Source organism: Lactobacillus sp. B4026, assembly GCF_026535825.1.
Classification (GTDB): Bacteria; Bacillota; Bacilli; order Lactobacillales; family Lactobacillaceae; genus Lactobacillus; species Lactobacillus panisapium.
Map to the genome: position 1 here is coordinate 59,048 of NZ_JAFNPD010000004.1, position 12,504 is coordinate 71,551.

The 12,504-nt window shown below is 39.7% G+C and carries 13 protein-coding genes; 10 read left to right on the forward strand and 3 right to left on the reverse strand.

The window, feature by feature from the left end; translation table 11 throughout:
• Position 1: 1 nt before the first annotated feature.
• Both J3U69_RS04965 and J3U69_RS04970 read left to right on the forward strand, forming a co-directional pair.
• Positions 2–403: a PTS sugar transporter subunit IIA gene (locus J3U69_RS04965; RefSeq protein WP_267413246.1), complete on the forward strand. Its 402-nt coding sequence runs from the start codon at positions 2–4 to the stop codon at positions 401–403.
• Positions 404–412: 9 nt separating this feature from the next.
• Entirely contained in the window at positions 413–1,537 is a 1,125-nt protein-coding gene (locus J3U69_RS04970) for a glycoside hydrolase family 172 protein (RefSeq protein ID WP_267413247.1), read from the forward strand.
• A 243-nt stretch (positions 1,538–1,780) separates the two neighbouring features.
• Here the strand turns inward: J3U69_RS04970 and J3U69_RS04975 are convergent, their stop codons facing one another.
• The 3 genes from J3U69_RS04975 to J3U69_RS04985 all read right to left on the reverse strand — a co-directional run bounded on the left by J3U69_RS04975 (position 1,781) and on the right by J3U69_RS04985 (position 3,732).
• Positions 1,781–1,969: a cysteine-rich KTR domain-containing protein gene (locus J3U69_RS04975; RefSeq protein ID WP_103752558.1), complete on the reverse strand. Its 189-nt coding sequence runs from the start codon at positions 1,967–1,969 to the stop codon at positions 1,781–1,783.
• A gap of 24 nt (positions 1,970–1,993) precedes the next feature.
• A complete protein-coding gene (locus J3U69_RS04980) occupies positions 1,994–2,446 on the reverse strand; it encodes an AraC family transcriptional regulator (RefSeq protein ID WP_267413310.1) in 453 nt (150 codons plus the stop codon).
• Between the two features lie 293 nt (positions 2,447–2,739).
• Positions 2,740–3,732 (reverse strand): GMP reductase, encoded by a 993-nt coding sequence (locus tag J3U69_RS04985; protein ID WP_103752556.1) that lies wholly within the window; start codon positions 3,730–3,732, stop codon positions 2,740–2,742.
• 197 nt (positions 3,733–3,929) lie between these two features.
• Between J3U69_RS04985 and J3U69_RS04990 the strand changes: the two genes are divergently transcribed.
• The 8 genes from J3U69_RS04990 (at position 3,930) to J3U69_RS05025 (ending at position 12,411) form a co-directional block, all read left to right on the forward strand.
• Positions 3,930–5,219: an adenylosuccinate synthase gene (locus J3U69_RS04990; protein ID WP_220220340.1), complete on the forward strand. Its 1,290-nt coding sequence runs from the start codon at positions 3,930–3,932 to the stop codon at positions 5,217–5,219.
• A 3-nt stretch (positions 5,220–5,222) separates the two neighbouring features.
• Complete coding sequence (gene purB, locus J3U69_RS04995; RefSeq protein WP_267413248.1) at positions 5,223–6,518, forward strand: adenylosuccinate lyase; 1,296 nt, start codon at positions 5,223–5,225, stop codon at positions 6,516–6,518.
• Positions 6,519–6,704: 186 nt separating this feature from the next.
• Entirely contained in the window at positions 6,705–8,780 is a 2,076-nt protein-coding gene (locus J3U69_RS05000; protein ID WP_267413249.1) for a BglG family transcription antiterminator, read from the forward strand.
• 20 nt (positions 8,781–8,800) lie between these two features.
• Complete coding sequence (locus tag J3U69_RS05005) at positions 8,801–9,106, forward strand: PTS sugar transporter subunit IIB (RefSeq protein ID WP_267410050.1); 306 nt, start codon at positions 8,801–8,803, stop codon at positions 9,104–9,106.
• 21 nt (positions 9,107–9,127) lie between these two features.
• A complete protein-coding gene (locus tag J3U69_RS05010; protein ID WP_267410051.1) occupies positions 9,128–10,459 on the forward strand; it encodes a PTS sugar transporter subunit IIC in 1,332 nt (443 codons plus the stop codon).
• A gap of 19 nt (positions 10,460–10,478) precedes the next feature.
• Positions 10,479–10,913 carry a hypothetical protein gene (locus J3U69_RS05015; protein WP_267413250.1) on the forward strand — a complete coding sequence of 145 codons (435 nt, stop codon included), beginning with the start codon at positions 10,479–10,481 and terminating at the stop codon, positions 10,911–10,913.
• A gap of 32 nt (positions 10,914–10,945) precedes the next feature.
• Positions 10,946–11,788, forward strand: a complete 843-nt coding sequence (locus J3U69_RS05020) for a class II fructose-bisphosphate aldolase (RefSeq protein ID WP_267413251.1) — start codon at positions 10,946–10,948, stop codon at positions 11,786–11,788.
• Positions 11,789–11,802: 14 nt separating this feature from the next.
• Positions 11,803–12,411 (forward strand): AAA family ATPase, encoded by a 609-nt coding sequence (locus J3U69_RS05025; RefSeq protein ID WP_267413252.1) that lies wholly within the window; start codon positions 11,803–11,805, stop codon positions 12,409–12,411.
• The last annotated feature ends 93 nt before the right edge of the window (positions 12,412–12,504 follow it).

Genomic DNA, 12,504 nt, shown 5'->3' on the forward strand with positions numbered 1-12,504 from the left:
TATGAAAAAAATAATTGTAATCACTCATTATAAGTTGGCACGTGGCTACCAAGAAACGCTTGCCGGTTTGACCGGTGACCAAGAAATTGTGACATCTGTCTGTGCCTATATGCATAATGAGGGAACAGAGGAATTAAAAGCGCAAATAAGTGCTTTGCTTAATCCAGAAGATGAGTTCTATTTATTAACGGACTTGGGCTTTGGCAGTGTGAATCAAGTTGTTAGCCAGTTTTTAGCAAATAATGTTCACGTGATTACGGGCGTCAATTTGCCCTTCACACTTGAATTAGCCTTGGCGGTTAAAAATAAGCAGCCAATTGATCTTGACCAAATGATTGCGGCTGCAAGACAGCAGCTTTTTCAAGTAACAATAACAGACACCAATGATGATAACGATGAATAGGTAAGCATAATGAGTACTTTAGATGACGTATTACATTTTAAAAATGAAAAAAGCAGGACAATTTCGGCTGAAAACAAAACTGGTGAACCAGGAAGGGCTGCAATGGCCACGGGAAAATTGGGCCCGCAAAGAAAGGGCAGCGCTGATATTTCACTTGACCAAGGCGAAACCGTTACTTTGGCCGATATTCAGGGCCCCGGTGAAATTAGGCACATGTGGTTTACCGTAACGGATAAAACGACCAAAGGCAGCTTTGTTTTACGGGATTTGGTTCTAAGAATGTACTGGGATAATGAAGAAAATCCGTCAGTTGAGGTTCCGCTGGGCGACTTCTTTTGTAACGGTTTTGCCAGTCGGTGCTTGGTTAATTCGGTACCAATTGTCGTCAATCCTTTTGGAGGGATGAATTCTTACTTTAAGATGCCTTTTAACCGCCATGCTAAAATCACGATTACTAACGAGCATCCTGGTTTTATCAAACATTTCTTCTACACGATTAATTATGTTGAAAAGCCCCAGGAAGATCCTGAATTATTATACTTTCATGCTTTTTGGAATCGGGAAGATCCGGTTAAAAAAGGGCGTGATTATACCTTGATTGATGGTGTTCAAGGCCAAGGTTATTATGTTGGTACTTACATGGCGATTTGTGCATTGCAAAGATATTGGTGGGGTGAAGGTGAGTTTAAATTTTACCTAGACAATGATGAGCAGTTCCCGACTGTTACCTCAACCGGCGCCGAGGATTACTTTGGTGGTGCGTGGGCCTTTCAAAAGCAGGAATACGGACAATTGCCACAAACTTACACTTATTCTACGGCGTTTCAGGGCTATCCATTTCATGAAACGCAGGATCATACCCGTGACCTGTTCAGCGCTGGGAAACCCGATCCTAATTCTGTTCATGCTTGTGGCAATGATGGACTGCCCCAGCATGGCTTGTACCGCTGGCACTTGTCAGATCCCATCGCTTTTTCCAACCGATTAAAAGTAACTTTTCAGGATATTGGCAATGATGATATTGGTTTATATGAGCGCTCAGATGATATTTCGACGGTTGCCTATTGGTACCAAACGGAGCCCCACAGCCCATTTCGGCCATTTTTAGCAAGAGCAGACAGACTGCCAAGATAAAGCACTGGTATAACAGAGCCCAGATTCTATGAATACGGTTTGATAGTTGTGTCAAAGATTTAAGATCTTAATTTAGTCATAATAAAAGCCCCGAAGTTGTTCTAACTTCGGGGCCTTATTATTTTTTCAATGAATTGCTAGGCTAGTATCTGGTAACAATCTTTGGCAACTTAGTGTGAAATCAATTAAATATCACATTCAAAAATTAAAGAGCCAATAATCTGTAAGAGTAATTCCTACAAATTATTGGCTCTGCGTCTTCGCGTCTGGCTCTTTAATAACTGTAATAATTCCATGTTTTAGATTAATTAGATTTTCGTGTCTACACTTGGGACAGAATAGTGGAAACCTTAATAGCTCCGTATCTTCACGTACCTTAATTCGGGTCTTGCTATTGCAAGTAGGACATAATACCCATGATTGTTTTTCCATTAATAACTTACCTTTTTCATTAATTTATCTCACAGGAACACAAAATTCGCATAAGTGTGCTGAAACTTTTGAAGAAGCATACCGCTCAATTATTGGTTTAGTGTTATCTACCGGTAAATCACTCGTTAAATTTTGAATGTTTTCCCAAAAATGTGATACTCCCTCAACGGTATGAGCAACTTCAAAGATTGCGTAACGTCCGTCAGGAATCTTACGAGTAGGTAAATCAATCTTTTTTTCGCCATCGGTGATAATAATGCCTACATCATATCTTTGCTTTTCTGGTGGCGTTTGGATTGGATCATCCATTGCTATCCCAAGTATGGTGCTATCGTCTGTGAGTAAGTTATGCTCTTTTAAGTGCGCTTTGAAATCATCCATTAATTGATTATTTCCCGGGCCATAAGCACCCGTTCTCCGCATATATGCGATTTCAATATCCTTAAATTCTTCAATACCGCTAAATTTTTCTTTCATCAATGCTTTGAACCTCCTACATCAAAATATCTTATCAAGCTTTGACAAAACCAATCGTAAGGGCAATTAAAATGATTTTCAAGAAAAATTTTAAAATATATTATTGTTTAGTTATTGTTATGACAATCAAAGATCTGCTAGATTATGGCTCAACTAGTCATTTTTTTAGGTTTAATTATTAGCTAAAACAAAAAATCCCAGTGCTGCTACCTAACCGCACTGGGGTATTTATTATTTTAACGGAAATAGTTAATTAATGCTATAACAAATTACTTATCTGGATAAATTAGCAATTATTTATCACCGCTCATAATGGTGTTTTTAACGATAACATAATCAACAAGCTTAATTGAACTAAGCGTTTTACCACCGGCATAAGAAATAGAAGATTGCAAGTCTTCTTGCATTTCGGTCAAAGTATCAGCAATTGAGCCCCGATATGGTACAAGCATTTGTTTACCCTCAACATTGCGGTAGGCTCCTTTTTGAACTTCAGATGCGGAGCCCCAATATTGCTTGTAGGTTTTACCGTCAATCTTAATAACGTTACCTGGGGATTCTTCGTGACCGGCTAGCATTGAACCAATCATGACCATTGTTGCACCAAAGCGAACAGATTTTGCTATATCGCCGTTATAACGGATACCGCCATCAGCGATTAGTGGTTTGCTGGCAACTTTACTGCACATTCTAAGAGCAGCTAGCTGCCAGCCACCAGTACCAAAACCGGTTTTAAGTTTGGTAATACATGCACGTCCAGGACCAACACCAACTTTGGTAGCATCAGCACCAGCGTTTTCTAGTTCACGAACAGCTTCTGGCGTGGCAATGTTTCCCGCGGTTAAGAAAGTATCTGGTAATTTTTCTTTAATGTATTTAATCATGTCAATGACATAGACGGAATGGCCGTGAGCGACATCAATCGTAATGTATTCGGGAACGATTTTTTCAGCTGCTAATTGATCAATAAAGTTATATTCGTCCTTTTTAATACCGACAGAAATTGAAGCAAAAAGGCCTTTTTCATGCATCATTTTGATGAAATCGAGCCGCTTTTCAGGTTGAAAGCGGTGCATTACATAGTAATAGCCGTTTTGCGCAAGCCAAATAGCCAACTCGTCATTAATGACGCTCTCCATGTTAGCTGGAACAACCGGGATTTTAAATGTTCGGTTTCCAAACTTAACACTAGTATCCGCATCATGACGGCTTTTGATGATTCCTTTGTTAGGAACAAGTTGAATATCATCGTAATCAAAGGCTTCTACACTAAAATAATTACTCATAAGTAAATCGGCTCCTATTTAAATATCTCTTTTCCAAACCAAGTTACTATAATCAAAAAGCATATTTTTGTCAATATAAAAATCGAACTATCTAAAATAGATTAGTCGGAATAATTCGCATTTAAATTTGACTATGATAGCTTAAATTGCTAGACTATTTACGTGATATTTGTAGATTTTTAATGAGGTGAAGGAAAATGACAGCAGTTACAGTTGTTGGTAGCCAATGGGGCGACGAAGGAAAAGGTAAAATAACCGATTTTTTGAGTAAGGAAGCAGCTTACTCCGTTCGTTCCAATGGTGGTAATAATGCTGGGCACACAATTGAAATCGATAATCAAACTTTTAAGATGCGCTTAATTCCATCCGGTATTTTCGCATCTGCTAAAGGAGCAGTTATCGGTAATGGTGTAGTAATTAACCCAGAGGTTTTATTAGGTGAACTTGAAAACCTTGAAAAAAATGGGATTGATACCAGCAAATTACGAATTTCCAACCGTGCTCATGTCATCATGCCTTATCATATTAAGCAAGACGAGTATCAAGAAGAAGCAAAAGGTGCAAATAAAATTGGCACAACCAAAAATGGTATTGGACCAACTTACATGGATAAGGCTTCAAGAATTGGTATCAGAGTTTGTGATTTACTTGAAAAAGATACATTTGCAGAAAAATTACGCGCTAATTTAGCTGCTAAAAACGAATTATTTACTAAAATTTATGGTAAGCCTGAACTTGATTATGACGAAATCTTCAACAAGTACTATGAATACGGCCAAAAAATGAAAAAATACGTAACTGATACTTCTGTATTAGTTAATGATGCGTTAGATAACGATGAAAAAGTATTGTTTGAAGGTGCACAGGGAATTATGCTCGACTTAGATGAAGGAACATACCCATTTGTAACTTCATCAAATACAATTTCAGGTGGAATTGCTAGCGGAATTGGGATTGGCGCTAACCGACTAAACACTGTGATTGGTGTTTGCAAGGCATACACTACTCGTGTTGGTGCTGGTCCATTCCCAACAGAACTTCTTGATGAGACTGGCGACCGCATCCGTGAAACTGCTCATGAATACGGCACAGTTACCGGTCGACCACGGCGGGTTGGCTGGTTTGACTCCGTTGCATTGCGTCATGCTAAACGAGTTGCTGGCATTAACGGCTTAAGCTTGAACTTGCTTGATATCTTCAGTGGTTTTGACACAATTAAGATTGCGACCGCATATGAACTAGATGGTCAAGAAATCGATTACTATCCAGCTAGTCTAAAAGAATTGGAGCGCTGCAAGCCGGTTTACGAAGAACTACCTGCATGGCAAGAAGATATTACTAATGCCAAAACCTGGGAAGATTTGCCTGAAAATGCGCAAAAATTCTTAAACCGTGTTGCTGAGTTAGTTGGCGTTCCGCTGGTAACCGTTTCGGTTGGACCAGAGCGTGAACAAACAATTGTTTTACGTAATCCTTGGGAAATGTAATTGATGTTAGAACGATACACTCGCCCTGAAATGGGCAAAATATGGTCAGATGAAAATAAATATGCGGCTTGGCTAAAAGTTGAGATTGCTGCGACAAATGCTTGGAGCGAAATCGGCGAAGTGCCACGAGAAGATGCTGCCAAAATTGCGCAAAATGCTCGTTTTACACCCGAAAGAGTGGCTGAGCTCGAACAAGTAACGCATCATGATGTTGTCGCATTTACTAGAACGGTTTCTGAAAGCCTTGGCCCGGAGAAAAAGTGGGTTCACTTTGGCCTGACTTCAACTGATGTTGTTGATACTGCCCAAGGTTATATTCTCAAACAAGCCGATGAAATCATTAGGCAAGACTTGCAGGAATTGAAAAAGACGATTGCAGAAAAAGCGCGTAAATACAAAAATACCGTTGAAATGGGTCGCACGCATGGTGTGCAAGCTGAGCCTACTACTTTTGGTTTAAAACTGGCTCGCTGGTATGCAGAAATCAACCGCGATATTGATCGCTTTGAACATGCTGCTAAAGGCGTAGAATCCGGTAAAATTTCTGGTGCGGTTGGTACTTTTGCGAATGTGCCACCAGAAATTGAAACTAGTGTGCTTCAACAGCTTGGGCTGACTCAACAGCCGATTACAAGTCAAATTTTACCCCGCGATTTGCACGCAGAATACATTGCTACACTAGCCTTAATTGCTACTAGCATTGAAAATTGGGCAACAGAGATCCGCAGCTTGCAACGGTCGGAAATTCATGAAGTTGAAGAGCATTTCCGTGCGGGACAAAAGGGCTCATCCGCGATGCCGCATAAACGCAATCCAATTGGTTCAGAAAATCTGTGCGGAATGGCGCGGGTTTTGCGTGGGCACATTGTAACGGCGTATGAGGATGTCACTCTTTGGCACGAACGTGATATTTCGCATTCAAGTGCCGAACGAATTATTTTGCCTGATACCACGATTGGCATTGATTATATGCTAAATCGGTTTAATCGAATTTTGACCAATCTTGATGTTTTCCCCGAAACCATGCTCAAGAATATGGATAAAACTTATGGCTTAATTTATTCACAAAGACTGCTGCTTAAACTAATCGATGAAGCAGGGCTTTCTCGTGAAGACGCATATGATATGGTGCAAAAGCTGACAACTAAATCTTGGAATGAAGGAATTTCATTTAGAAAATTAGTTGAGAACAGTAAAATTATGAATTATCTTTCGGAAGATGATGTTGCGGATGCTTTTGATTACCACTATCACTTGCGTCACGTTGACGATATTTTTAAAAAAGTCGGTTTAGAATAAAACAAAATATTTAATAAGGACTAATTTCCAAGTTTAATTTGGAAGTTAGTCTTTTTTTGTCCACATTTTTCATTTATCGGTGGCAAAAATATGAACCATGTGTGTACTTTTTCCAAATGAAGTGGAAACAAGAAACTCTTTTTTCAATGAAAGCGGTAACGTATTATTTGAACTGAGGTGAGGGAGATGAAGGACCGACAACTGTTGTTAATTAATAAATTGCTTAGCCAAGGAAAGCTAGCAATTGGTGAATTGAGTCACATCCTAACCGTTTCTTCACGGACAATTAGAAATGATGTGACGGAAATTAATCAAACATTAGGCGATTTGGCGCTTGCACAAATTACTAATAATCGTGGTCAGCTAACTTTTCATCTTAGTCTAAAAGAAAAACAGACATTGGCCCGCTATCTAGCAATAGGCGCGGATTCATTTCTTGATCCTAAGAAAAGACAACTTGATATTATCATCAGTTTCTTACGAGCACCCAAACAAGTGAAAATTTATGAGGAGCAAGAAAAGCTGCAGGTAAGTAAAAGTACGATGGCAAAAGATATCCGCCAGGTTAGGCGCTTTTTGGCCAAATACTCGTTGGTTTTAAATACCCAGCAAGGAGCAGAAATTATCGGTGCGGAAAGAAATATTAGAACAATGATTCAGCAACTGATTGTTGAAAATGTTGATATTTCAAGGCTAGTAGAAAAGAAAAACTTTAAGGGAAGTGATAGTTACCAAATTGTCATTGCTTATCTGAAAGCACAAGTTCTTCAGCAAACTAATAAAACTGCGCAAAAGTTAATTCATGGTGGGCGTTATGACGGTATTTCTGCTCGTCAGGCACAGATTTCCGTTTTAATGGCAATCTGGATTAGACGAATAAGTGAAAAGCACTACCTAGATGATGGTCAAGTTTCTAACTGGGAAGTTGCTAATACCAAAATTCGTGCGGAGCTTAAAATGTTGCTGCAAAAACTAAACTTAACCGCACCAGAAAACGAGCAAAGTTATATGACCTTTATTATCAAAACTTTCTTGGGTGAAAAAGAGGTGCGCTTAGATAAATGGAATCAGTCCGAACTACTAACTTTGCGGTTAATTGATTATATGAGTGCTGTGGAAAAAATCAATTACCGCGACTCTGAGCAATTATATGAACAACTTAACTCGCATATTTCAGCATTTTTGCAAAGACAAGAAGACCACATCGAAATCTTTAACCCCTTAACTGCAGTATTAAAAACCAACTATGCGGCAATTTACCATGATGTTTCGGCGTTTTTTACTAAACAATACCACCAAAAAGTTTCAGAGGGTGAACGAGCCTATATAACGGTTTATTTCAGTACTTATTATGAGGAAAGTAGTAAGGAAAAAGGTTTTTACCGCGTTGCTGTTTTGTGCAATTACGGTGAGGCGACGGGGCAACTCTTAGCGGCTAACCTAGCACGTAATATGAATATTGAAGTGGTTGCCGTATTGGGCACGCAGGATATTAACTCACTAAAAAGGTTAAAAATCGATTTTGTCGTGAAGACAATTGCAAAATCTACTGCTCCAATCCCCAGCTTTAAAATGTCGCCGCTGCCAATGCAGGGAGATTATGCCAAATTACGCAGTTTTATCGCTGAAACTGATATTAAAAAACACCACGAGCCGCTTAATAAGCAAGATAGCGGCCGCAACTTATTAAAAGACATTGTTTCCTTAGTTGAAGCTCAGACCGGGCATGCCGTTTCAGCCGGTGTAGTCGATCAAATAATTAGTATTCTTGCAGCTCATCAGATTGATATTAAAGAAAGGGAGGTGAAGCCATTGCTTCGAGACTTGTTAACTGACGATAAGATTCAAATCAAAATTGAGGCCAATAATTGGCGGGAAGCTATTGAAAAAGCTAGCCAGCCATTACTTGCTAACCAGTCAATCAATAGCCAATATGTAACCGCAATGGAGGATTCCGTTGCCAAGTTTGGGCCGTATATTGTCATTGGCCCGGGAATCGCTCTTGCTCATGCTCGCCCAGAAGATGGCGTTGCTAAATTGGACGTCAGTGTTGCATCCCTTGCTAAACCGATCAATTTTGGCAATAAAGCAAATGACCCAGTAAAAATTATCTTTGTTTTATCTGCAATCGATAGTTACTCACATTTAAATGTCTTAAAGGCAATTGTTAACTTAATTAACAAGCCTAATAAAATCAGTGAATTATTTGCTCAAGACAATCCAGCCGACTTTAAAAAGATCTTGCTAGGAACAACTAAATAAACAGATTAGGAGGATAAATTATGACTAAAGTACCAAACGTTTTCTTCATTTGTGGCAATGGCCTAGGTTCAAGCTTGGCTTGTCAGATGGAGGCGGACGATGTTTTCCAAGAAGCAGGCATTGCCGTCAATTCAGGCCACGATTCTATTTCAGACGCACCTTCATTAAATGCGGACGTGATTGTTTCCGCCAGCAATTTTAGATCGCAATTTGCAAATACCCAAATTGATCCAAAAACTAAATTAGTTTATCTGGATAACATTGTTGATAAAAATGAAATTAAGGAGAAGGTCTTACCTGTGGTAAAGAAAATCGCCGAAAGCTGAATGGAGAAGGAGTGAGAAAAAATGGTCGTTATTCAATGGATAATTAATAATATTTTGACTCAGGCTGCAATTTTAATTTCGCTAATTGCACTGCTGGGATTGATGTTGCAAGGGAAAAAACCAGGCGCAGTAATTAGCGGCACACTAAAAACTTTGCTTGGCTTCGAAGTTTTATCTGCTGGTTCTACTATTATTCAGCAAAGCTTAGCTTATTTTGCAGTTATTTTTCAACATGGTTTCCACACGCAAGGAATCGTGCCAAGTATTGAAGCAATCAATGGCCAAGCGATGAATAAGCTGGGCCTAGGAAATGATATTGCATTGACTTTACTGGGTATTTTTATCATCAATATTTTGATTGCCAGATTTAGTAAATGGAAATATGTTTTCTTAACGGGTCAAGCCTTGTTATGGATGGCAACAATGACGGTTATCGGTGGTCACTTTGCTGGTCTAAAAGGTTTTCCGCTAATTTTAATGGGTAGTATTGTTGGCGGCATTTTTGCTGTAGCAATGCCAGCTTTAGCGCAGCCTATTGTTCGTAAAATCACTGGCAATGACGCGATTGCGTTAGGACATTTTTGTACAATTGGCTATCTAGTGGAAGCTGGGGTTGCCTGGTTAGTGCGTGACCGCAAGGTTGATCAACATGTTACTAACATCAAGGAAAGAACGGACTCATGGGAACACGTTAAGTTGCCTAAGAGTATGTCTTTTTTACAGGATAACTCACTATCAATTATGGTCGTAATGATCCCGCTATACATTATTACAGCAGCCTTTGCAGGCCCCTACTGGTCAGCTAAAGCAGCCGGTGGTGCAGCCGGTAGCGTAAACTACATTATTTATGCCTTTTTGCAGGCAATTGAGTTCACAGTGGGCGTGTATGTCATGCTTTCGGGAGTGCGCTTAATGTTAGGAGAAATTGTTCCCGCATTCCGGGGCATCGCAATGAAAGTAGTACCGAACTCGATTCCGGCTTTAGACTGCCCGGTGCTGTTTCCTTATTCACCCAATGCGGTAATTATTGGCTTTATCACAACAACGATTGGGACCGTAATTGGGATGTTTTTATCGCCACTCGTAGGATTGGCAGTTATCTTGCCAGGGATGACCACTAATTTCTTTGCCGGCGGAACAGCCGGGATTTTTGGCAACGCAGTCGGCGGTAAGCGTGGTGCGATTATCGGGGGTATTGTCCATGGTCTGTTCATTACTTTATTGCCCGCTTTATTAGTTGGAACATTGTCGGCAGTCGGCTTTGTGAACGCAACTGCAACAGATGTTGATACAATCACGGCCGCTTTACTCTATTTGTGGGTTATTGCACCAGCATTTCATGCTTTTGGCTAAATAATGGGGGTAATGCAAAATGTCTTTTCTTAGTCGAATTTTTAATACTAATAAGAAAAAAGAGCCGGTTACTGCTAGTAGCCTGCAAAAAAAGGTGCAGCTAACGGATACGGACAAAAAGCAGTTAACAACGGACATTACTACTTTAAATAAGCAGATAGAGCAATCTACAGATGCTAATACTGCTGCAGGTAAAAAAGAAAAAGCAGCAGTTTTAACAAAACTTGGTCAAGATTACCAAAAACTGGGCGCAAATGATAAAGCAATTGCTGCTTATGAGCAAAGCTTACATTGCAATGAAGACTTTGGCCCGGCATTTGACGGATTGCTGCAGCTCTATGACGTTAAACGGCAAGAAGCAGCTTATGCTGGCAATAATGATGAGATCCAAAAATGGCTTAATAAAAGTGACGAATTGACGGCGTTATCGAAAAAAATAATGCGGTCAAAATAACGGAAATTAGTAAACAAGTTAAAGGAGAAAAAATGGCTTATCAAACTTTGAAAGAAGTATTAGCTGAAGCGGAAGAATTAGATTTTACGGTTGGTGCGTTTAATGCACATAATCTTGAAATGGTACCAGCAATGATTAAGGCGGCTCATGAAGAAGGTGCGCCAATTATTATTCAAACATCAGTTGGAACTGCTGAAACGGAAGGGATGAGAAATTTTGTGGCAGTCTGCAAGACAATGGCAGAACATGAGGCCGTTGACGTCGTTTTACACCTTGATCATGCGCGCAAATTAGAAGATATTGAAGCGGCGATTGCGGCTGGCTATAGTTCAGTAATGTTTGATGGTTCACTTTTACCATTTAAGGAAAATATTGAAAAAACTAAGCGGGTGGTTGAATATGCACACCAGCGTGGAGTGTCGGTTGAAGGCGAAATTGGAACAATTGGCGGAACCGAAGAAGGCTTTACCGTCAAAGAAGGCAATTATACCCGTCTTGAAGACGCTGTACAGTTTCTTCAAGAATGTGACGTAGATGCCCTAGCCGTTGGTGTTGGTACGCATCACGGTCAATTTCAGTCAAAGACTAAATTAAATTTCCCGTTAATCGAAGAGCTGCATGCTCATCTTAAAAAGCCGATGGTTATTCATGGCGGTACAGGTGTTGCAGAAAGTGACTATCATCGTTTGACCGAAAATGGTATTCGTAAGTTTAATGTCGGAACCGAATTGCTTGTGGCTTGGACTAAAAAGGCAAAGGAAAAGTTAAGCAAAACGGAAGTTAATGAGTCACTGCGAAATAATATGATTCCATGTAATGAGGAAGTTTATCAAATTATTAAGCACAAAATTGCGCTTTTTATGAACCAGAAATAGCAGGTGATGTTTCAGTGCAACACACAATGCTTTTACTAGCTGGCAGTCCCGGAACGGGCAAATCCTATTTGGCCAATTTGATCTGTCACGCTATTCCCAACTTTTTTCATGAGACTTCAATTGATGGTTTTAAAGAACAATTGTATGAAAAATACGGGTTTGATAATGAACAAGAGAAAAAGCAATTGGATGATCAAGCCTACGTACTTTTTTACCAAAAAATAGCGGACCTAATGGCTGAGGGAAAATCTATTATTGCCGATTACCCGTTTTCTTACCGGCAGCACGATAAATTACAACAAGTAGCCAGTCGGTACCAGTACCAAATAATTACCATTACGCTTACCTGTAATTTGAATATTTTATACAAACGGCAACAAAAGCGTGATCTTGATCCGGCCAGGCATCTGGGTTTTATCATGAATCACTATCATGCTGGTGACACTTTACCTGATCGGTCCAAAATGGATATTCACAAGACAAAAACCGAATTTGCCGAGTTTAATCGCAAGCGTGGATACGCTAATTTCAGACTGGGTAAGACCATATTCCTGGACGTATCCGATTTTGCTAAGGTTGATTATGCTCATGTGATAGCCCAAGTAAAAAACTGGCTACAATAACGGTTTTAATTAAGGTCAGTAAAGATTTTAATTTTCAATCTTTTGCACTCATCGTGTTAGCTCTTACTAGCAGTATGAGTGCTTTTTGCGTCC